Source organism: Kitasatospora sp. DSM 101779, from assembly GCF_025655475.1.
Taxonomy (GTDB): domain Bacteria; phylum Actinomycetota; class Actinomycetes; order Streptomycetales; family Streptomycetaceae; genus Kitasatospora.
The window spans coordinates 8038235-8059521 of the sequence record NZ_JAHTIK010000001.1 but is presented as its reverse complement, the minus strand read 5'-3'; the positions used below and the strand labels follow the sequence as shown (position 1 = coordinate 8059521).

The following is a 21287-nucleotide window of genomic DNA, read 5'->3' as shown; positions in this document are numbered from 1 at the left end:
TGCTGTCCGTGAACCTTGATGTTCTGCACGCGACTTCTCCTAGTCGTCAGTTGCGGTTACCCGTGGCTCGGGTGGGATGCCTGGAGATCTCGGAGGACGGCACGGGTCGGACAGCGCAGGGCCGGCGCCCGGTACGGGTGTGCCCCCCGTGGGCGGCTCTTGTCGCTGCCGCCGCTGTCGTCGACCAGCCCCCGCGTACAGCCGTCGGTCCCGGATCACCGTCAGCTTGGCACGGCCCCCGGTGTCCCGCACGCCGCCGAGGTGAACGGCGGTCACCAGTTGCGTTGTTGATGAGGACTCGAAACTCCTCACCCGCTCGGCATCCGCCGCAGATCGTTGCCGGCTGAACAGAACGAGGTGATCGGCAAGCGAAGCGCGAGGAGCCGCCCACCGGCTGAGGATCGGATCGGCCTGATGGTGCGCCGTTCCCCGGGTCGGCCGTCTTCGGAGGCGCGGAGGTCCGGCCACCTGCCGAGCTGGAGGTGGCCGCCTTCAGTGAGCGCCTGATGCCCGGCCGGCCGCCGCACATCGCGCCGGTCGACGTCCCGTCAGTCCGCCGGCCCAGCCCTGGTGGCAACCCCCGGGCAGTGCCTCTAGCGTCGGTGCGAGCCGGGCACCGACACAGGCAGCCATCGGCCGAGCACGCCGTGCCACCGTGCGGCACCCCACGAGCCACGAAAGCAGGTCGTTACTCATGCCCAGGCGTCGAGTCCACCACCTGGCCGCAGCCACCGCCGCCGCCACGACCTCCCTCACCACCGTCCTGGCCGTGCTGGGTGCGGCGCCGCCGGCTCACGCCACCGGCCGCCTGCACGTGGTGCTGCCCGGCGAGTCGATTCAGCGAGCCGTCGACTCGGCGCTCCCTGGTGACACCGTCCAGCTGCTCCCCGGCACCTACCTGGGCAGTGTCCGAATCACCACGTCCGGTCTCACCCTTCGCGGCGCCGGTCCCAGCAGTGTCATCACCCCGGGCGACGCGGCCCTCGGCACTGCCGGTGACCCGGCCTGTGCGGCAGCCGGGCACGGTCTCTGCATCTTCGGCACCGACCAGAACCCCCTCCGGGGCATCACCATCGAGGCTCTCGCCGTCACCGGCTTCCGGAAGAACGGCATGACGGCCTCCTCGACCGACGGCATGGCGGTGCGCGCCACCTACGTCCACGACAACGGCCAGCAGGGCATCAGCCAGGAGAGGTCCACCCGCGCCGTGATCGTCGGCAATGAGTCGACCGGCAACGGCCAGTCCGGCATCTTCCTCGCCAATGTCGTGGACAGCAAGGGCAACGGCGCTGTCGACACCGGCGGCACCGTGGTCAGTGGCAACCGTCTCACCGGAAATCGGATCGGCGTCGCCGTCCGCCGCCTGCGTAACCTCAGCGTCGAGCAGAACGACATCCAGGGCAACTGCGGGGGCGTCTTCGTCGTCGGCGACGAGACCGTGCCCCGGGCCGGCTCGCTGAGCGTCACCCGCAACCGGGTCATCGCCAACAACCAGTACTGCGTGCCCTACGCCGGGCTCTCGCACATGCAGGGCACCGGCATCCTCCTCACCGGTGCCGACGACGTCTCGGTGACGCAGAACGAGGTCCGCGACAACGTCGGCGACTCACCGATGTCCGGTGGCATCGTCTTCTTCCACAGTCTGGTCGGCGTCGCCAACACCCGGAACACCGTCGGCGGCAATCACGCGTCCGGCAACTCACCTGCCGACCTGGTCGACAACGAGGGCGACAGTTCCAACTCCTTCACCCTCAACCACTGCTCGGTCTCCGAACCGGCCGGTCGCTGCTGACCCCACCGGCTCCCCGCGGTGCTCGTCCGAGGGCCGCGGGACGACCGCGGTCTCACCGGGCGCGACTCCGGTCGGCCCACGCCGACGACTTGTCGATGGTGGCGGGACCGGGAACGTGCGCAGACACCGAGTCAGCGATGAGTGGCCCGTGCCGAAGGCGACGGTCGTGATCCGGACGCAATTCCGATGCCTGCACCATCGAGACGAAGGTCCCGGTGTCCAGCCAGGCCGTGCCGCGGTCGAACTTCGTCACCTGTAGCCCCCTGGCCTCCGGATAGGCATCGTTGACCGCAGTGATCTCCAACTCGCCCCGGGTGCTGGGCCGCAAGCCGCGCGCGGTCTCGACTACCTGGCTGTCGTAGAAGTACAGTCCCGGTACCGCGTACCGGGACTTCGGCACGGCCGGCTTCTCCTCGATGGACAGCACCCGACCGGCGGCGTCGAACTCGACGACGCCGTAGCCGTCGGGTCGGCCACCGGGTAGGCGAAGACCAGCGCGCCCTTGGGGTCGGTGTGCTGTGCCAGCCGGCTGTCGAGGCCGCTGCCGTGGAAGATGTTGTCGCCGAGGATCAGCGCGACCGACTCGTCCGTCGGCCTCGGCGTAGGCGTAGGCGTGGGCGTGATCGTGCTCGGCGCCGCCTCCCACCGTCTGTTACGGACTCTCACCGCCGCCTGCCCCGGGATGACTCGTCCACTCGTTCGCCGAACGCCTCACCCGGCGCCGGCAACGACGGCGGGCTCACCGAGTGGATCACCGTCGTCCGCAGGCCGACTTTCCTCACCCGTCCTCCTCGACCGACGGCCTCGGACTCAAACGCGCCGCCGTCGACGCCGACCCCGTCGGGCTCACCACAACGGCCGCACCGACGGGGTCGACGCCCACACCGGGAGGATCACTCGGCAGATGCACCGCCGGGCCGGATTCGCCCGCTTTCGCCACGGCACCGTCCTTGTCCGATCCTCCGAGGGTCACCACCGATCACGGGCCGGTGCCGTCCTGTTGACGGACCCGCGTGCCCTTCGATCTTTCAGCGGAATGCCCGAGCGTGGACGAGTGCCTCCGGGGAGGGTGGGAGGCGTGTCCTGCCGTTGCACGGCGTACGGTCGCTCTGACGGCGGCCCTGGGGGTGTTCGAGCGTGATGGTGTGCCCGGGGCCGACGACGATTCGGCCGGCGCCGCGAGGTGCGACGGCGTGACGAGCGATGACGGCTCCACCGGTGGTGGAGATCGACAGGTGGGGTTCGTCCAGACGCCAGCTCACGTCGACTCTGGCGCCGACGAGGCCGGGTGGTACCGCGTAGTAGTTCCCGCGAAACGAGACGAGGTCGTGCGGTGCAACGGTCCGGGCGACCCGGATCGTGGCGGGGAACGGGGGTGGAAGCGGCCCAGGGCCATGCGTCCGTGCATCGTGGCCACCGCCGACCACGTCGCCCGGTCGCTCGGAGCTTCCGGCCGCCGAGTGCCGTGAGTCAAGCCAGGCGGCGAAGTGGTCCAGGCTCTCCTGTGCGACGTGGAGGCGGGTGTCGGGGCGGACGGTACGCCACCAGAAGTCCTCGATGGGGCGCAGCGGGTCGGGGGCGGGAGGGGACGGAGTGGCGGGGCGAAGTGAGTTGGTGCCGAGGTCGACGCCGTAGTGCCTGGCGACCTGGACGAGTTCGGGTTTGACCTTGCCGCTGGTGCGGCAGTTGACCGCCGGTACCGAGTCGAACCACCAGTAGCGGCCGGTCCGGCCCAACCGTCTGAGAACCAGATCGACGGCCTCGATGACCTGGGCCAGGTCCTCGTTCTCGGCGAGGCTCGCCCGCCAGAGGCCGCTCGGCAGAGCTCCGATCAGGACGTGGGCGTGGCTGCCGACGCCCCACAGCGGTGGAGGGTCGAGCAGCTTGAGCCAGGTGAAGCGCAGCTCGTCACCGGCAGTCGATGTGGTGTCAGTCTCCTGGTTCGGCCCAGCGCATCGGCACTGCGTACAGACCGGCCGTAGACGGTGCCTGCGCAGTGCCCGGGTCAGCGTCGAGTACCCGCCGCGGTATCCGAGGTCGGTGACCTCCTTGAGGAGGACGGTCGCCTCGAGGTGGGGGTCGTCGCGCAGACGCTGTCGGCAGTACGGAACGAACTGACCGAACGCGTCCTGCGGGGAGTTCCTGACGCCCGGGGTCCGTCCCCCGAGCAGGTAGGACCTCAACGTCTTGCGGTCGCGGCCCAGGGACCTGGCGATCGCCGAAAGCGACCAACCTTCGCCGTACAGTCTCCGCGCCTCCGCGTATTCCTCTCTGGTAAGCACTAGGCCTCTCGCAATCCGGCCCACGCCATGCAGGCTCTGAATTGATGACAAACAAAGGAGGCCGGAAATATAGCACGCGACGACTGCATAACACGCAGATCAGGGGGGTTCTGCGCCGGCTTCGCGCCCCTCTGAGTAGTTTCACAGAGCGCCTACACGATCTTCGCCGCACGTTCGGGGAGATTCGATTCTGCAACCTCCCGGAGAATTGTTTCTGCACGCCACCGCCGGTGACGTGCCGGGGAATTTTGTTTAGCCTGCTACGGCATGCACCAGCACCCGATCCCCGGAGCACGAGAAGCGACGAACTCCCAGGAGGTACCGGCACAGCGGTGGCCAGGGCGGCGGCCGGGGAGTTTCACGGAGCACCCTGCTACATTGCTCCGGCTTGACCTCCAGTTTGCTAATAAAATTCCCCGCGGCGGGCGCGGGCATTCGACCTTGACGGCGGACGGCTCACGCCGACCTCGGGGAATTTCATGTAGCACGGACAATGCCTACCATTTAATGGAGGCCGCATGCAGCAACCCTGCGCGCAGACAATCGTCGGCAGGGCAGGAACCCGACTCGTCAAGCGCAGGCAGCTGCTGCCGCGCCCGGTTGGGGTGCTGGTCACCGCGTCCTCACCGACCGACCTGCCACTGCGTCAGCTCGGTCTGCTGTTCGGCATCCCCGCCTCCGCCGTGGCAGGTCCGAGCACGCGTCGAGCACGTCGTCGCTCGGATGAGGACATGGAGGATCCTTCGTGACTGCCGTCCGACCGACGGCGATGGTGTCCGTACGGCGATGCTCGGCACGGCCGGGCTGCACAACCTCGCCGCATGGAAGGAGCCGGTTTCGCCCTCACGGCGCTCGAAGTCCGCTGAGCGGAGGCCGTCCGGTGCGGCGCGCGGTCCCCTCTCGGAACTCGTGTCCGCAACCGGGGTAACCGGCCCGGGGCTGGACGCGGCCGGTCAGCGCCAGACGCGGACGTAGTCGGCCGCGTACGTGAATGGGGTCAGATCCGCAGGTGGCTGGTGGTACCTGCCGGCCTCCACGGACAGGTTGAGAATGAGATAGGCGGCCCAGCCGCCACCCGTACCGACGTTGTCGGAAAACACCTTGACTCCGTCGACGTACCAATCGTTGCAGTCCTGGCCGTAGCGGACACCGATGTCCACCCAGTCGCCCGGGCGGACGACGGCCGGGTTCCGATAGGAGAACGCCACACGGCGGAGGCCGTTGGTGAGCTCCAAGAGGTCCGGATTGTCGGGATGGTATTCGAACGAGTCGATCTCGTTCGTGCCGTTGTACCACGTCCAGAGGGCGGGCCAAGCGCCGGCAGCCGACGGCAGCTTGACACGAGTCTCCACATAGTCCCCGACACGGACCATGAAGTCCTCGGCGGAGCCCTCGGTGGTGAGGAGTCCGGTGGTCCAGGACTGTCTTCCGTTCTCCAACGTCCGCGTGCCCGGACTCGCGGTGAAGGTGGCGACCCCGTCCGCCACGGTGACCGCCGACGGGCTGAGCCAGTCCAATTTGTCGTCCCCCGGGTTGTGGTCCCCGTACCGGAAAGCGCTGGTGGAATCACCGACCCACCGCTCCCCCCAGGCGATGGGACCGTCGAACTCCTCGTCGAACACGAGCGACCTCCCGCCCGTGACCGCCCCGGACCAAGCCGGCCCAGCCGCGTCGGCAGGTCGGCCATCTCGTGCGGCGCTGGCCGGGTCCGCCACGGCGAGAGCGAGCAGTACGGCGGACAGGGTCACCAGGCAACGGCCCGGCCTCGATATGGCGGAAACGGAGGACATGGGAAACTCCCTCGAGTAGCTAGTCCGGACCGCACGGAGCGGTGTCGCCCGGCAGGCCGAACCGATGACCGAACCGTGGACTGTGTGGACGGAACAGCGTGGGGCGGCATCGACTTCCAGATCACCACCGCGCTGCCGGAGCGTGGAAGGGCCTCCGCTGTTCGTCATTCAGACATTCATGCCAGGCGCACAAGGGTGTCAACTCATCCGTGGCGGCGGAATGAAAGCCTTGCACCAATGGGTCACTGAGCGCTGGGTGCGGAGATCCGCCGGGAATGCCGCACCGCTGCGACTTGACGTACTACTTCGAGAGCACGCTCCCAAATCTCATCAGATCGTCGAGAGTTGAACCACTCGGAGATTCTGGTGAGCGCCTGCCCATCGGTGCGCGAACCCACTGTGCCGGCGTGCTCCCGAATTTACCCAGAACGCCGCACTCCCGGCCCGGAGCCATCGCGAGCACCCAGAATTCCTCGGCTGGTGAAGACTTGAAGTACGGCTGGATCCTGCTGTGTTCGGAGACTCCGCTTCATGGGGAGATGGCGTCATGTCACGTCCATCGAGGGGCCACCCGGCAAAGCCGCGCCGGCCGGCGGGGGGCGGCCGCAGTGACACTGCGCACGTGGGTGCGCCCAGACCGAGGTCCATGCCCCGCTCCTGCCAGGGGCCGACACCGGCCGACCTGCCGGTCTCCACGTGAACAGACTTACCTGAGGTACCGGCGCCGCGGTGTCACCTTCGCCGCCGTCGGGGTCCGGCAGGGTCCATCCGGCCTTCGTCGTCGACGTGATCTCCCGGGGGACCGCCGACCGGCGGGCAAACGGCCACCCGCGCACCGGCCTTCTCTCGAACACGCTCGATGGGATCAGGCATCCAGGGCTGCCTGGAACGACGCACCGTCAAGGGCAGGAGCCGCCGCGAGATCGTCAGCGGCCTGAGGGCCCGCATCGCACGGAAGACCGCTCGGCCCATCGCCCATCGCCCCCACCGACACGGCGGCCGACAACCCCGGCCCCAGGCGCTTCTGCCTGACGTCCGCGCGGCATCAACGCCGAACGGGCTGCCCAGTTCGGACACCCGGAGCCATCACACTCTGAAGTTGACATTGCACTAAAAGTTGCGACATTCAGGGCGCCGGTCGAGCCTGGCAGAGCGGACGCCGGCCATCGGCGTCCCTCAACACCCCATAACCAGAAAGAACTTGCATCATGCGATTCAGTCCTGTTCTTCGCGCTGCCGGCGTCGCCTCCGTCATCGCTCTCCAAGCCGTCGTCGCGGCGCCCAGCTGGGCGGGCACCACAGTTCCGACCTCGTCCTCGCTCTCGATCTCCGGTGCGCAGATCTCCGCCGAGGACCCCACCGAGCTCGATGTCGACCTCACGGTCACCTGCCCCCTCGGGGAGCAGCACTCCGTCTTCGTCACTGCGCGGCAGGACGGTTCGTCCTTGGTCCCCGTGTGGGGCTGGGCGACCGCGGACGTCACCTGCACCGGTGCGCCGCAGACGGTGGCCGTCGAGCTGACCGCCGAACCGACGGGCCTGGGCGCCGTATGGCAGCCGGGACCGGTCGACGTGTTCGCGGTGCTCGCATGCAGCCCCGCTGCCGAGGCCCAGGCGCAGATCACTCTCGCCTGACACCCGTCTCCCGCGGCCGCTCCCACCGAAGAGTGGGGAAGCGGCCGCGGGATCCGCACGCCGCGAGCCGACGCACGGGGCCGGAGATCCTACTGCCTCGTCAAGGAGCCCCGCGGCGTCCCCGTCTGCAACTCCCCCGACACCCGAGCCCGCACCATGTGCCTGCTCGGAGTACGCGCGCGGCGAGCGAGCCGAGCCGAACGCTGGTACGCCCGCCGGCAGGTCACCGTGGTCCAGCGGGGCCCACGCGCTGATCAGGGCCGTCCTCGCCCTCAACACCGCCCGGCGAAACCTTTGTTGGGAAGGCCGCACCGCAGCACGTGTCGCGGAGGCCGGTTCACAAGCCCTCAGCCGCTACCTGTCCTCGATCAGCGGCAACGGATCCGACCACCACGCCGGACGGTGTCGGTCCGCCACCGTTCCGAAGCGGAAGGCCGCCAGGCATCCGCCGCCACGCGCCGGACCGGCGGCTTCGAGCCGACCTTCCAGCCCTTCTCGGACCGCGGCACTCAGGACGGCCCCGGTCCGCTCCGATCCCAGGAACGGACCTGCGGGAACTGCCCGACGTCCACGACCGCGACCACCCGCGACACGAACGCCGAGCACGCCACGGCCTGACTCTCGGACGGGCGAACAGGCCGAACGTCCGGCCGAGCGCAGGGAGGACCGGGCCTGCGGGTCGGCGCGGCGCGGTGGAGACGGGAGACCCGTCGAGGCGGTCGGCCAACCGCGGTGCGAATCCCGTCCTTCAGCCTGCCGGACGTCAGAGCACGCGGGTGGTACCGGCCGCAAACCTGGTGGCCAGGCCCTTGGCGCGGACGCCCAGGACGGCGACGTTCGAGCAGCCTTCGTCGACCTGGATGAAGCGACGGTGTCGTCCGCGACGCCGTCGCCCACAGCACCGGAGTCCTTGACGCTGACGCTCATCGGGCTCATGGCACGGTCGGCGGTGTCGGAGGCTGAGCTCTTGCACCGGTGGTGATGCCGGCCACCGTCGCACCGCCGGCCGGAAAGCTGCGTCTTCTCATCCCGAAGTCTCCTATCCGCTGCGGCAGGGAACCTGCGCGCAAGTCGACCGTGCGCACATCATCGGCCCGGTGCACTTCCGGGAACCGGTGGCAATCCCCACCCGGCCAGAGCTGCGGTAGCCCACACAAGGCCGGCGCAGCCGGCGCCACCGCACTGCTCCGTGCGTCCGCAGCAGCGTCGGCCCGGCGGACGGCCGCCGCACACCGTACGCGCTACAGAAGGCCGTAAACCCATCAAAGCGGATCGAGATTTCACCCTCGCAACGACACGCCGTCCACGAACACACATGGCTGAGTGAGGAGTTGGGATTAGCCCGACCAGCCGAAACCGATCCGCCTGCGGCCCGGGCAGAGGGCGCGCGGCCCATCAACCACGCGCCCCGACAGGAAGTCATCACGCACTCCGTGAGTGTCAATCCGGATACACTCGGCGATTTTCCTCGGGTGCTACACGAATCTCCCCAACATGCTGGGCAAGAAGCTCCACTTCTCGCCCTAGAGTGCACATGTGAACGAACCGAGTCTGATCAGGACATTGCTACCGGCGATCGTCCTGGGAGTGGTGAGTTGGCTGATCATTGCGGCTGCCGTCATCTGGTTTATCTGACCGTCCATCAGATGCCGCTTCCGTGCCTGGCGCGATCGCCCGGAACCAACCCGATCCGACGTGTTCCTCGGCCTGCATGACGGGGCCTGCCTCTCTCTCGCCCCGGCGACCTCACTGCACGGTTCGGGGCTAATGGAGGCGTCGGCGGCGATGGCGTCCGGACGGGCACGAAGGTGAGCCCAGGTGATCGTGCGCACTCGACCGGCAAGGGAACGCCGCCGTGGTGTACGACCGTTCGACGCGACGCGTCATCCGGCTGGCGACCGCCCCATCGGCGGGCCGCCCGGCGGTGAGGCGGTCTTCGTCGACCCGGCCCGGCGGTGCGGGCTCTCCGGGCGGGTTGAACGGGGCAGCCGACCCGCCGGTAGAAGCACCGAAGCGCCGAGCCCCGCCGGCCCGTACAGGTGTGATTCCACCGGCAGGACAGTGCGGGGAGCCGGACACCACGTCGCAACGCCGCCGACCACGTCAGCCCCGATGTCATTGCACGGGCGGGCGTCCACGGTCTTCGTCAGCCCGTTGTCGGCCGATGCGGTCGTGGGCGGCGGGGTCTGCGACGATGGCCCACGGGCGGCCGGGATCCGGTCTGCCGGGGAATAGCCCGGCCGGACCCCGCCTGGCGAGCCCGGGGCGGGCGTGACGGTCCGGGCGGCCAACCCGCCGTCGGCTCGGCCGATGACCGATCCCGTCCCCCGGCCGGAGTGCGGCGACCTGTGCCGCCGGAGGATGCGGCCCCACTCCCCCGCCATCGGGCAATCGTCGTTGTGGAGTGTCCGGCGGACCTTCGCCGGCGGTGCCGCCCGGGACGAGGCCAACGCGGGCGAGGGCGCGTTCGTCGAGTCGGCGCTGGAGATCGGGATGGAACAAGGGAATCCGACGAGTGTGTGCAGTGGAGCCCGCCGGACGAGGTCGTCCGACCGGGCCGGGAGGCTACCGGCCCGGGCCATTCGCGTGAATTGCGTTCGCATGCGGAGTGTCCGGGTGTTCGACCACCCGGCACTGCCCCAACCTGACGCTGTGCGACACGGGACGGGCCCGCGAAGCGCCCGGAACGGGGGCATCATGACGATCGGTCGACGAGTTCTCCTGCGCGTCGGCGCGCTCGCCGCCGGCGCGGCGCTGACCTCCGCCGAACTCACCAGCTCGGCCGCCGCCTCCCGCACGAAGCAAGGTCCCGAACCCGCCGCCTGGCAGGAGCTCCGCAGACAGCTGAGCCCCGCCGCCAGGCTCTACCGCCCCGGCGACCGGGACTACCCGCTCCAGGCGGCGCCCGACAACCTGCGGTATGCCTCGATCGCCCCGGCGGGGGTGCTCGCCTGCGCCACCGAGGACGACGTACGCGTGGCGGTCCGCTGGTGCGCCGACCATCGGGTGCCCTTCGCGCCGCGCTCCGGCGGCCACAACTACGCCGGATACTCCACCACGCCCGGCCTGGTCATCAGCCTGCGCGCGATGAACGGGGTCACGCCCGAGGGCCGTCGGCTGCGGCTCGGGGGCGGCGCCACCAACTCCGACGTGTACGCCGCCCGCGACGCCGGCCTGTACTTCCCGGGCGGACGCTGCCCCGGCGTCGGTGTGGCCGGACTGACCCTCGGCGGCGGTCTCGGCTTCAACGACCGCAAGTGGGGCCTGACCTGCGATCGGCTCGTCGAGACCCGCGTCGTCCTGGCCGACGGCACCCTCGTGCGCGCCGCCGACGACGAGAACCCCGACCTGTTCTGGGCCTGCCGCGGCGGCGCGGGCGGCAACTTCGGCATCAACACCGGCTTCGTCTTCGACGCCGTACCCGTCGACCGGCTGCGCGCCACCGTCTTCGACCTGGTCTTCCCCCTCACCGCGGGCCAGGCCGTCATCGACCGGATCCAGCACATCCTGGACACCGACCACAACGACGACGTCGATGTCCGCATCGGCTTCAAGAACGCCGGCGACGGCACCGCCACCCTGTGGCTCCTCGGCCAGCACCTGGGCCCCGAGCACATCCTGCGCCGACTCCTCGCCCCGCTGCAGCGGCTGCGCCCGACGAAGCAGTTCATCCAGGAACGCAGCTTCTGGACCGCCCAGGACTACCTCATGGAAAGCCCGGGCGCCCAGGACTGCTACGCCTCCAAGTCCCTCGTCCCCGACCGGTGGCCGACTCCCGACACCGTGGCCGACATCGTCGAGTGGACCCGCACCTGGCAGCCCGGCCCCACTGCGGCGACCGGCTACGTCACCCTCTTCGCCATGGGCGGCGCCGGAGACCGGCCCCGCCCCGACGAGACCGCCTACCCGCACCGCGCGGCCACCTTCGTCATCGACATCGGCACCCACTGGAAGCCGGGAACCCCACCCGGCCAGGTCGACGATCTCCTGGCCCAGACCGGTGCGATGCACCACACCCTGCGCCGCCGCCTGAACACCCGCACCGCGTACGTCAACTTCCCCGACCCGGACCTGACCGGCTGGCAGCACGCCTACTACGGCGACAACTACCGCCGCCTCACCGAGGTCAAACGCCGGTACGACCCGACAGGCCTCTTCCACTTCCCCCAGGCCGTCGGCCGAGCGCCTCGATGAGGCATCACCTGCGGGACGGCTTCGGACTGGTCCCGCTGAACCCACACGCACAGTTCGGACCGGAGCAGCCGCAGCCCCTGTTCACCTCGTCCGAAAGATGCCCTTGAAGCGCCCGGCTGTGGTCATGACGGCAGTTCCCCGGCCACCGGCACCGTACGCGACGGATTCGGTTCCGTGGAACTCTGGCCGCTGAACCATCTCCCGACGTTCGGCCTGGCCGTGGCGGTCGTCGGTGGGGTCGTCGTCCTCGCCTCCGTCGGAGGCGTCCTGACGACTCGCCGGTATCCGGCGCTGGTCCGCGGGGAGCACAACGACATGGTCGGGGTGGTGCTGGGGATGTTCGGGACGATCTACGGAATCATCCTCGCGTTCGTCATCGTCAACCTCTGGACCCAGTTGGAGACCACCGAGACCGTGGTCGCCACCGAGGCTACCGCGGCGTCCCGGATCGTCCGGGACGCCGTGCCTTTCCCGAGCCCGACCGGGCCCGGATGAACACGGCGGTCAGCGACTACCTGCACGCCGTGGTGGAGCAGCAGTGGCCGTTGTTGGTGGTGGTCCTCGACCGGCCGTTCGCCGGAGACTTGCGTGTGAGCCCGGCTCCGTTCAAGCAGAGCGCGTTGGCACAGTTCTGGACGGTCCAGCCGGAGTCCACCGCGTCACACTGAGTTCGGGAACGCGTGGGTCCGGCACCTGGTCGGCCGCCACAGGTGCTCCTGTGCACGGCAGTCGGAGCGGACGCGGTGCCCTGGTCTCCTCGGCCGCGGAACCCCGGGACCACCGCTCCCGGGCGCACCTCGCGTTCTGCGCTGCCGAGGCCGCCCAGGCCGGCCTCGCCGACATCCTCTCCCGCCGGCTCCGCCCCGAGGGCATCCGCGTCATCTCGTCCTCGACTGCGTCCTGTTCGCGGTCGGTCGGCCGCGCGACTGCTCGTCCGCCCCTTCCACCGCCGGCAGACCGATCCTGCCGTTCTGCTAGCCTTGCGTCGGCCGTGCGAGAGAACAAGGAGGTGGTACCCGTGAACGTATCGACATGGGTGCTCTCCTCCGGGGTCACGGTCGGGCGATAGGTCGTCGTCCGGGAGCGCCGTCTCTGAGCACTCCCGAAAGGCACGACCATGCACTTCACTTCTGAGCAGCGCCTCGACGACGGCGTCCTCGAACGCGAATTCACCCTCGGCGAGATTCCCGGCATCCTCTGGACGCCCGGGTCCGTGTCCGCACCGGCGCCGCTGATCCTGCTCGGCCACCCTCCCCTCGGGCTGCGCAAGATGTACCCCCGGCTGGTGGACCGGGCCCGGCACTCCGCCGCGGAGGGCTTCGCCACGGCCACCATCGAGCTCCCCGGCAGCGGTGACCGGCCCCGTTGGCCCGCCGCCGAGCAGGCCCGCGCCGACCTGCGCCGGGCGATGGAGGCCGGCGAGCCGGTGAGCGAGGAGATCGTCGACGCCCTCGTCCTCCCGCTGGTCGACAAGGCGGTCCCGGAATGGCGGGCCGCCCTGGACGCCCTCCTCTCGCTGCCGGAGATCGGCGGCCCGGTCGGATATTCGGGGGGAGTGATCTCCATCGGTATCCGGCTGGCGGTGGTCGAGCCGCGTGTCTCGGCCGCCGTCCTGTTCGCCGGGAGTCTCGTGCCCCGCTCCATGTTCGAGGAGGCCCGGCAGGTCACCATTCCGCTGCATGTCCTGCTGCAGTGGGACGACGAGGGGAACGACCGGCAGGCGTCCCTGGACCTGTTCGACGCCTTCGGCTCCGAGGAGAAGACCTTGCACGCCAACCTCGGCGGGCACACCGGCGTCCCGCAGTTCGCGGGGGACGCCGCGGCCCGGTTCCTCACCCGGCATCTGCGCTAGCCACGGGCCGGCCCTTCCGCCAGGCCGATGGAGGGTAAGCGGCAGCGGCCGGAACACCGCTCGTCGAGGACGGCCCGCGCCCTCCTCGGCGGTGGTGGTCAGCGGGTGCACATCCGCCCCGATCGCGGCGGTGGCGGTCGGCGCCATTGAACCCGGCCGCTGACGCCGGGCCCGCTCCACGGCTGCGCGGGCGCCTGTGCAGCGGTGGAGCGACCCGTGGCGTCAGGATGTGGGCATGGCCAGGAGGAGCCCGCCTTCGAGGCGATCCTGAATGTGTCGGCCGTGCGCGCCACAGACGACGACCGTGCCGCCCTGCGTGTCCATGGCCAGGAAGGTCGCCGGTTCACCGCACGGGCTCCGGGTGCGGTCGTAGTCCCACCCGGCGCCGCACTGCTCGCACCACGAGCGACCGTTCTCCGCGCGCAGCGTCGGTCCGCAGCGCGGGCAGACTCCCCACCATGCCGTGCAGGACCCGGGCCACTGGGCGGCCCGGACCCGTGCCAGCTTCTCCGCCGACTCCCCGATCCGCCGCGCCGCCCGGGTGAGCGTCTCGCTCACATCGCACGGCAGCGCTCCCCGCACGGCCCGCGGCAGGCCGGGCTGCTTCAGTCGCTCCCGCATGGCGGCGACATCCCGCGCCAGCGCGTCCGCGCGGGCCTGGAGATCCCGCAACTCCGCAGGCGTCGGCTCACCATCGCCTGCGGCGGATTCGGCATCCGCAAACAAACCACTCACCCCCGACAATGCCGCCGTACGCGTGCACATCCCCGGCCCGGTGCCCGACCTCCGGCGGCCACCCTCCAGGAACGCATCGTGATCAAACCATGACACCCGCGCTCCGACAAGAGACGAAGGTCACGCAGCCGAACCAAACGATCACCGCGGGCAACGCGATCATGTCGTCCCGCGCGGCGTACCCCACACCGGGCTCGCCGTCCGAGCCTGCCAGGTCGGCCGCCGCGTCGACCACCCGCCGACTGGCCGGCTCCAGGACGAACCCGGGCGACGGCAGGTCGGCCCCGCTGTCCGGCACGCGCCGCGTGTTCCGCTTCACCCGCCGCGCTGATCCTGCCCGCCGGCCGGCGTCGCCACCGCCGTGGTCAGGACCTGCCCGTGGTCAGGACCTGCCCGTGGTCAGGACCTGCCCGAGCTGCGGTGTCGAGCTCACCCGCGAGGCCGAGGTCGGACGGGTCTGCCGCTCACCGGCCTGCCGCCGTCACGCCGAGAAGGCCCGCGACCGCGAGCGCGACCAGCGCCCCACACGCAGCCTCGTCGTGTCCCCTCCATCAGAGGCCGGTGCCGACGCCTTCGGTCGACCGGGCGCCTGCCATGCCTGCCCAGGGGGCCGCGCGGCCCCCTGGGCAGGCGTCTTCCGGCTACGGCGTGGCTTCGCAGAGGGCGGTGTCCAGCAGGTTGTACATCTGCGCGATGGGCGCGTTGGTCGCGAGGTGGGCGTTGGTCACCACGGAGGCGTGGCGGCCGTCCTCGGTGACCAGGGTCTCGCTGTAGTAGCCGTTCACTATGCCGTCGTGGCCCCAGGCCGCGCCGCCGCACGGCAGGGTGTGGGCAGCGACTCCGAGGCCGTAGGAGAGACCACCGCCGACGGCGACGGTCTTCTTCATCTCGGCGAGGGTCGCCGGTGAGAGCAGCCGGCCGCCCATCAGCGCCTGGTCGAAGGCGGTGACGTCCCGGAGGGTCGAGATCATGGCGCCGGAGGTGCTGTAGATCGACGGCTCCAGGGCCGTCCCCAGGTCGGTCCAGAGGTTGAAGATGCCGATCCTGATGCCGTGGTAGCCGTGCACGGCCGGGGTGGGTACGGTGCGGTCGCCGGCGGCGGGGAAACTGGTGCCGGTGAGGTCCAGCGGCTCGATGATCCGGTTGGTGATCACCTGGCGGACGGGCAGGCCGGTGATGCGCTCGATGAGCAGACCGAGGATCTCGTAGTTGGTGTTGGAGTAGGCGAACGTGGTGCCGGGCGCCGAGGCGGGCGGGTGGCCGAGCCCGTCCCGGACGAGTGCGGCGAGGGTGTAGGTGCCGTCCGGGCTCGCCTGCGGGTTGGGGGGATCGTTGGCCGGTATACCGCTGGAGTGCTGGAGCAGCTGACGGACCGTGATGGTGTCGCCGTGGTAGCCGTTGCCGTCGACGACGCCCGGCAGATAGGTCTCGATCGGGGTGTCGAGCACGACCTTGCCTTCGTCGACGAGCTGCAGCACCGCCGTCGCGGTGAGGGTCTTGGTCTGGCTGCCGATCCTGAAGTGGTCGGTGGGCAGGATCGGGAGGTTGGCGTTGATCGTGCCGGTGCCCACGGCGAGGCTGTAGGAGTTGGTGGCGTCGCCGGCGTTGATGGCGGCCCCGGGGCCGGCGGCGGCCTGGAAGGTCTTCAGGGCGGCCAGCGTGCCGGCGTGGTCGCCGCTGGTCTGCGCCTGGGCCGACGACGGCAGTAGGACGAGCGACGCGGCCGCCGCGGCGACGAGAGCCGGGAGCCGCTTCATGCGCTGCTTCACTGGAGGTTCTCCTTGATCTGGGGACTGTTGGTCGGTGGGTGAGCCGGGCTCCGCTCGGCACTCTCTCGATCACGCGTTCGAGCCGTTGGGACGGCGCGCCGGGCGAGGAGTCGGGGACCGGCCTCTGGCGACCCGTCAGTTCGCCTGGTCCGCGGCGGCGAAGGCGGCGGCGAGTCGGGGAACGTAGTCGGCCAGGGCGGGCGCCCAGCAGCCGTAGGTGTGGCTCCCGTCGCAGCCGGGGGCGAGCGAGGACCCGTTGCCGTAGTCGACGTACCGACTCGGGATGCCCAGTTGGTCCAGGCGGGTCTTCACGGTGGCGGAGGCGATCTCGGTGTAGTGGTCGATCGGCCCCTGATTGCCCGTGTAGAGCGTGATGTCCGTGCCGGCGAGGCGGGCCAGGTTGGTGGCGGCGGCGGGGTCGACCTCGTTCCAGATGTGGTCCGCGCCGAAGATCGGGTACGGGGAGCCGAAGATCGCGTCACTGTCCACGTAGGCGCCGTAGCCGGTGCACCGACCGGTGCCGGACGGGGTGGAGGTACTGACTGCGCACCAGGCGCCGGTGAGGTTGAGCTCGGTGGCGAGGACGGCCGCTCGGATCTCGGCCATGCCGAGGTCGATACCTCCGGACAGGGACGCGACACGGCCGAACAGGTCGGGTCGGGCTTCGGCATAGCGCAGTGCGCCGTAGCCGCCCATCGACAGGCCGACGACCGCACGGTGCGACCGGTCGGGAACCGTGCGCAGGTTGGCGTCGATGAACGGGACCACCTGCCGGGTGTGGAAGGTCTGCCAGTTCGCGGCGCCCAGGGCGGTGTTCTGCATGACCCAGTCGGCGTACCAGCCCTTCAGGCCGCCGTCCGGCACGACGGTGATCATCGAGTCCGACCGCAATGCCGGGGCGGCCGCGACGTCGTCCACGGTGCCGCCGCCGCCGTGCAGGAAGTAGGTGACCGGCCACCGCCGGCCGGAGTCGGCGGCGTAGCCGCTGGGAAGCAGGATGCGGATCCGGTGGCGGCCGGCGAGCTGCTTCGTGGTGACGGTGATCGTGAAGTCGGTGGCGGAGTGCACCTCGGTGGCCTCGGGGACCACGGTCAGTCCGTAGCCGTCGGCGAAGCCGGGGAGGGCCGAGGGGGAGGTGCTGGCGACGGGCGCGGCGGCGGTCGGCGCGGCGGCGGTCGGCGCGGCGGCGTTGGCCGGGCCGATGCCCGCCAGGGCGGCGAGGATCAGGGCCGCGCCGGCGGCGCTCGAACGGAGGGACTTCATCGGGCTCCTTCACCGGAGGGCGCCCGTGGCACGGTGGCGCGCCGCGGGCCGGGTCCTTCAGATGCTGGCGTCCTGTGCGGTCCGCGGGACAGGCCATGCCACCGGCCACAGGTGACCGGCCGTCATCGAGGGCTCTGCTGTCCGGGCTTCCGCGCCCGGCCGGTGTCACGCTTCGGTGCTTCGGGGCGCCGGTCCGCGCGGCGGAAAGGCGGCTGGTGCGAAGCGGTCGTGCCGGCGGCGGTAGGTGCGGCCGAGGTGGTGTTGCAGCCGGACGTGGCGGAACTGGTACACCGCGCCGGTCTGGCGCAGGACCCCGCGCCGGTAGGCGTCGTCGAGGAAGGCGGCCGGGTCCCAGGGAAGCTTGCCGGTCAGGGGCAGCAGGACACGTGTGAGCACGACCCACTGCCCCCAGGCGGTGAAGGCGAGCACGTAGGAGAGGGCGCCGCCGAGACCGCCGACCGCACCGATGAACAGGCCGTCCACCAGACCCCACCTGAGCGGGCCCAGCGGGCCCTGGAGCAGTTCCACCACCAGGCGCCCGCCGAGGGTGATCGCCACCGTGAGCGTGGTGGCCAGGACGAGGACCTGCCGGGCCGCCGTCGCCCGGTTCGAGGACAGCAGACTGACCGGGGTGGCCGCCGAGGTGACGTCGACCGGCGCTTCGAGTGCGGCCAGCAGGCCGAACACCAGACCTGCGGCGGTGCCGAAGGTCAGTCCGAGGCACACCATGTTGATCAGAGTGCCCTCGATCACGCGCGGGTCGGTGAGTGGGCTCGCCAGATACAGTGCGCGCTCCAGGGTGAGCGCGCACGCGCATCCGATGCCCATGACGGATCCGCCGAGCAGACCGTGCCCGAACCGGGCGGCGAAGGTGCGCAGGGGGCGACGGCCCAGGCCTGCCTGCGCGGTGGGCAGGGCGAGCCGGACCCGGCTCGGTTCGAAGACCGTGCCGGCCGTGAAGCCGACCATGGTGGAGCCGAACGTCCTACGGGGGCAGGTCGCCTGCTTGCGGTGGTTGCGACGGGTCGTCTCGTCCCGGGCCGCTCGGGCGCGCCCGGGTTCGGCGCCGGGTCAGCCCGGGTGGAATGCGATCCGCACACTGGCGTCCACCGGGAGGATCAGGACGTTGCCGTCCTCCCAGGTCCCGTCCCGCGGGATCAGGAACATCCGATTGTCGGCCTGTGCCAGCAGCCGCACACCGCGGTAGCGGTAGCGGAAGCACTGGCCCGCCCCGGCATCCGGCAGCGTCCACTCCTCCACTCCGGGCCACTGGAGGTACAGCCGTTCCGTGGTGTCGAGCACCACCGCCGGACACAGGGCGAGGTTGTCGGCCAGCCACCGGGCGTCGGCCGTTCCCTTCTGGTGGGCGAAGCCGCCGGCGGCCCGGAACGAACAGAGCACGATCAGCGCCACACTGATGCCCGGCGCCGCCCGCTCCCCGGTCAGCGGATACGGTGCACCGCCCTCTCGGACGGCCAGCAACCGGGCCAGCACCACCACCAGCAGCGCTCCGCCCAGGAGCAACGGGGTACCCATCGGGCCTGCGCCGATCACCTCGAACCCGGCGAGGAAGCCCAGCACCAACAGCGGAACGGCCACCACCACTGTCCGGCGGGCCCGATGCACGATCCGGCGGCCGTCCGCGCCGCTGCGCATCGTCCGGGTCGCCCAGTGGTAGCCGCCGGCGGCCAGCAGGCCGACACACAACAGCACGCCGGCGGGCAGGTACGGCGCGGGCGAACTGCGCAACGGAACCGGCGGCCGTACGGTGCGGGGCGGTGGTGGGTGTGTGCGACCCTCGGTGCGGCGGGGCCGGCCTGGTGGGTGCCGGGGCCCGCCGACCAACGGCCATCAGGGGGCCGACGGCGGGCGGGCCGCTCGGCACGCCGTGTCGGCATCGCGGACTGCGCGGGCACCGGGGTAGGCGGTGGAAACGATCGACGGGGCGCGCGGAGGCGGCTGGGCCGGGGGGCGTCCGCAGGTGGCGCGCTCCTTGCGGAGGACGCCACCTGCGGACTGCCGCCGGCCCGTTGAGGCCTCAGGCCTGCAGACGTGCGAGCAGTTCGGTGCCGTCCGGCACTCCGAGGCCGGTGCAGGCGTCCCACCCGGGGCCGGCCTTGAAGGCGCCGATGTCGCCCTGAGTGATGTCGCGGAATCCGGCCGGGCTCGTGCCGGCCGTCGCACCGTCGTAGAGCAGCGGTTGCAGCAGGCCGAGCGGGCGGCCGAGCGCCTCGGAGAGTCGGCAGGCGAGCGCGGCCCACAGCGGCGCCACCGCGCTCGTCCCGCCGATGACCGTGCTCTGGCCGTCGATCAGCACCTTGTAGCCGGTGCCGGGGTCGGCGTCGGCGGCGACGTCCGGGACCCCGCGGAGCGGAGACGGGTGGGAACCGTTGGGAACACCCACGTCGGCCTGCCACGGCGGCTGCTTGTAGAACTTGCTGACACCGCCTCCGGAGGCCGATCGCGGGCCGTTGTTCCACACCCGCTCAGAGGTGATCTTGCCGGTGGCCGGGTCGGCGTCCAGGCGGGTGCCGCCACAGGCCAGCGTCCGGGGGCTGGCGGCCGGGTAGTCGGTGTGCGGCAGTCCGTCGCTCTCACCGTCACTGCTGCCGTTGTCCCCGGCCGCGACGCAGACGGTGACGCCGAGGGCCGCAGCGTCGGCCAGGGCGTCGTCGAAGACGGCCCGGCCCTGCATGGTCCACCGCTCCTCGTTCAGGCCCCAGCTGATGCTGACCGCGGTGGGGGTCGGGGTGGCGTGTACTGCGGCGCTGAGCGCGTCGGCGAACCCCTGGTCGGTGTTGGGGGCGAAGTAGACGACCTGGCGGGCGCGGGGCGCGAGCGCTCCGGCGACCTCGATGTCGAGGAGGACCTCCCCGTCCGGGCCGTTGGGGTCGCCCTCCGGGCTGTTGCTGCCGCCGTCGACGCCGACCGCCGTCACGCTGGGGGTCGGGCTGATGCCGAGGCCGGAGAAGTACGTGTCCAGGTCCGCCTGGGTGAAGCCGCCGCCCAGTTCGAGGATGGCGAGCGTCTGGCCGCTGCCGTCGGTGTTGGGCGGGAATCGGTAGATCTTGCCGAGCTCCACCGGGGTGTAGCTCCGGTGGGCGGCGGCCGGCTTCAGCCGGTGGATGTGGGGGCGGGCCTGGGGGCGGTCGTCCATCCCGAGCACCGCGACCACGACGTTCTGCCAGTCGGCGGGGATCCGCAGCTCGCCCTCGCGGTGGCGGTGCTCGACCATCCGGCCGGTGGCCGGGTCACGGCTCTCGACCAGGTCGAGCGACTCCGGGTCGGCCAGGTTCCGGAGCTGGGACAGCGTCCCGCGGACCTTGACCCGGCGGGTGGCCGGGTCGGCCTCGATCAGGTGCAGCCCGTGCTCCTGCACGGCCCGCCGGACGAGGTCGATGTCGGCCGGATCGGCGCCGTAGCGCTCGGCCAGCTCCTGTCGGCTGATGGTGGCCGAGCCCTCGATCAGGTCGTCGGGGATCTCGGCTCGGCGGCGCAGGACGAGGGTGATGTCGATGGGGTCGGATTCGTCCACGGCTCCCACGCGGCGGGCGTCCATGGCCGGTGCCCGCTTGCTCCCCGGGAGGGGGACCATTCTGTTCGTTGCCATGCGAAGAGTGTTCTCGCAAGCAACCCGGGTGAATAAGCCGCCAAACGGTTATCGCGACCCTGGCACGATCCGAACGGTCAAACGACAGCGATGCCGCCGACTTCCACTCCTGCGGGTGGGTGCGCGGCCCGGCGCCCGGCCTGCAACCGGACCAGCGGGACAAGCTCTCGGCGGTCGACGTCGGGCCGGACCCGGAGCTCGTCGCCACCGAGGCCGCGGCGCGGACCGCTTCCAGCAGGGTTCGGCCGCGGCGGAGGCGAAGCCGTCGACCTTCGCGCTCAAGGCGCGCGGCGAATCTGCCGAGGCCTACCGCAGGGAGTCGGAGGACGCTGACCGCGCAAACGTCACGGTGCCTGGTCGCACCGC

At 70.9% G+C, this 21287-nt stretch carries 16 protein-coding genes and 1 pseudogene; 7 read left to right on the top strand and 10 right to left on the bottom strand.

Translation table 11 applies throughout. The annotated features are described in order from the left end of the window. The first annotated feature begins 694 nt into the window (after positions 1-694). A complete protein-coding gene (locus KSNIM_RS36965; RefSeq protein WP_263107560.1) occupies positions 695-1792 on the top strand; it encodes a right-handed parallel beta-helix repeat-containing protein in 1098 nt (365 codons plus the stop codon). A 52-nt stretch (positions 1793-1844) separates the two neighbouring features. Here KSNIM_RS36965 and KSNIM_RS39555 read toward each other — a convergent pair whose 3' ends face one another. Both KSNIM_RS39555 and KSNIM_RS36955 read right to left on the bottom strand, forming a co-directional pair. Continuing rightward, on the bottom strand, positions 1845-2219 hold the full coding sequence (locus tag KSNIM_RS39555; protein ID WP_263107559.1) for a sugar phosphate nucleotidyltransferase: 375 nt from the start codon (positions 2217-2219) through the stop codon (positions 1845-1847). A 601-nt stretch (positions 2220-2820) separates the two neighbouring features. Next, positions 2821-3975 carry a Mu transposase domain-containing protein gene (locus KSNIM_RS36955; RefSeq protein ID WP_263107558.1) on the bottom strand — a complete coding sequence of 385 codons (1155 nt, stop codon included), beginning with the start codon at positions 3973-3975 and terminating at the stop codon, positions 2821-2823. A gap of 786 nt (positions 3976-4761) precedes the next feature. Between KSNIM_RS36955 and KSNIM_RS36950 the strand changes: the two are divergent. Beyond that, a pseudogene (locus KSNIM_RS36950) lies at positions 4762-4893 on the top strand (IS5/IS1182 family transposase); the annotation flags it as partial. Between the two features lie 134 nt (positions 4894-5027). Here KSNIM_RS36950 and KSNIM_RS36945 read toward each other — a convergent pair. Next, positions 5028-5696: a beta-glucanase gene (locus KSNIM_RS36945; RefSeq protein WP_263107557.1), complete on the bottom strand. Its 669-nt coding sequence runs from the start codon at positions 5694-5696 to the stop codon at positions 5028-5030. Between the two features lie 1376 nt (positions 5697-7072). Here KSNIM_RS36945 and KSNIM_RS36940 point away from each other — a divergent pair. The 5 genes from KSNIM_RS36940 (at position 7073) to KSNIM_RS36925 (ending at position 13544) form a co-directional block, all read left to right on the top strand. Next, complete coding sequence (locus tag KSNIM_RS36940) at positions 7073-7498, top strand: hypothetical protein (RefSeq protein ID WP_263107556.1); 426 nt, start codon at positions 7073-7075, stop codon at positions 7496-7498. 2697 nt (positions 7499-10195) lie between these two features. After that, entirely contained in the window at positions 10196-11692 is a 1497-nt protein-coding gene (locus tag KSNIM_RS36935; RefSeq protein WP_263107555.1) for an FAD-binding oxidoreductase, read from the top strand. Positions 11693-11866: 174 nt separating this feature from the next. Then, entirely contained in the window at positions 11867-12187 is a 321-nt protein-coding gene (locus KSNIM_RS39245; protein ID WP_317634097.1) for a hypothetical protein, read from the top strand. Beyond that, the gene (locus KSNIM_RS39240) at positions 12184-12360 is read left to right on the top strand and encodes a hypothetical protein (protein ID WP_317634096.1); all 177 of its coding nucleotides are present in this window, start codon (positions 12184-12186) and stop codon (positions 12358-12360) included. The genes KSNIM_RS39245 and KSNIM_RS39240 overlap by 4 nt, the downstream gene beginning before the upstream one ends. Before the next feature lie 449 nt (positions 12361-12809). Next, on the top strand, positions 12810-13544 hold the full coding sequence (locus KSNIM_RS36925) for a dienelactone hydrolase family protein (RefSeq protein ID WP_263107554.1): 735 nt from the start codon (positions 12810-12812) through the stop codon (positions 13542-13544). A 222-nt stretch (positions 13545-13766) separates the two neighbouring features. Here the strand turns inward: KSNIM_RS36925 and KSNIM_RS36920 are convergent, their stop codons facing one another. The 7 genes from KSNIM_RS36920 to KSNIM_RS36890 form a co-directional block, all read right to left on the bottom strand. Next, positions 13767-14375 carry a hypothetical protein gene (locus KSNIM_RS36920; RefSeq protein WP_263107553.1) on the bottom strand — a complete coding sequence of 203 codons (609 nt, stop codon included), beginning with the start codon at positions 14373-14375 and terminating at the stop codon, positions 13767-13769. Next, entirely contained in the window at positions 14362-14598 is a 237-nt protein-coding gene (locus tag KSNIM_RS36915) for a hypothetical protein (protein WP_263107552.1), read from the bottom strand. The genes KSNIM_RS36920 and KSNIM_RS36915 overlap by 14 nt, the downstream gene beginning before the upstream one ends. A gap of 322 nt (positions 14599-14920) precedes the next feature. Further along, the gene (locus KSNIM_RS36910; RefSeq protein ID WP_263107551.1) at positions 14921-16048 is read right to left on the bottom strand and encodes a serine hydrolase domain-containing protein; all 1128 of its coding nucleotides are present in this window, start codon (positions 16046-16048) and stop codon (positions 14921-14923) included. A gap of 135 nt (positions 16049-16183) precedes the next feature. After that, positions 16184-17311, bottom strand: a complete 1128-nt coding sequence (locus tag KSNIM_RS36905) for an alpha/beta hydrolase (protein ID WP_263107550.1) — start codon at positions 17309-17311, stop codon at positions 16184-16186. 165 nt (positions 17312-17476) lie between these two features. Continuing rightward, complete coding sequence (locus tag KSNIM_RS36900) at positions 17477-18280, bottom strand: hypothetical protein (RefSeq protein WP_263107549.1); 804 nt, start codon at positions 18278-18280, stop codon at positions 17477-17479. Positions 18281-18382: 102 nt separating this feature from the next. Next, on the bottom strand, positions 18383-19060 hold the full coding sequence (locus KSNIM_RS36895; RefSeq protein WP_263107548.1) for a hypothetical protein: 678 nt from the start codon (positions 19058-19060) through the stop codon (positions 18383-18385). A 289-nt stretch (positions 19061-19349) separates the two neighbouring features. Beyond that, on the bottom strand, positions 19350-20921 hold the full coding sequence (locus KSNIM_RS36890; protein ID WP_263107547.1) for a protease pro-enzyme activation domain-containing protein: 1572 nt from the start codon (positions 20919-20921) through the stop codon (positions 19350-19352). Between the last annotated feature and the right edge of the window lie 366 nt (positions 20922-21287).

Coding starts and splice junctions, on each gene's coding strand:
- KSNIM_RS36965 (WP_263107560.1), top strand. CDS start 695: ATGCCCAGGCGTCGAGTCCACCACCTGGCCGCAGCCACCGCCGCCGCC.
- KSNIM_RS36900 (WP_263107549.1), bottom strand. CDS start 18,280: ATGGTCGGCTTCACGGCCGGCACGGTCTTCGAACCGAGCCGGGTCCGG.
- KSNIM_RS36940 (WP_263107556.1), top strand. CDS start 7,073: ATGCGATTCAGTCCTGTTCTTCGCGCTGCCGGCGTCGCCTCCGTCATC.
- KSNIM_RS36935 (WP_263107555.1), top strand. CDS start 10,196: ATGACGATCGGTCGACGAGTTCTCCTGCGCGTCGGCGCGCTCGCCGCC.
- KSNIM_RS39240 (WP_317634096.1), top strand. CDS start 12,184: ATGAACACGGCGGTCAGCGACTACCTGCACGCCGTGGTGGAGCAGCAG.
- KSNIM_RS36905 (WP_263107550.1), bottom strand. CDS start 17,311: ATGAAGTCCCTCCGTTCGAGCGCCGCCGGCGCGGCCCTGATCCTCGCC.
- KSNIM_RS36925 (WP_263107554.1), top strand. CDS start 12,810: ATGCACTTCACTTCTGAGCAGCGCCTCGACGACGGCGTCCTCGAACGC.
- KSNIM_RS36890 (WP_263107547.1), bottom strand. CDS start 20,921: ATGGCAACGAACAGAATGGTCCCCCTCCCGGGGAGCAAGCGGGCACCG.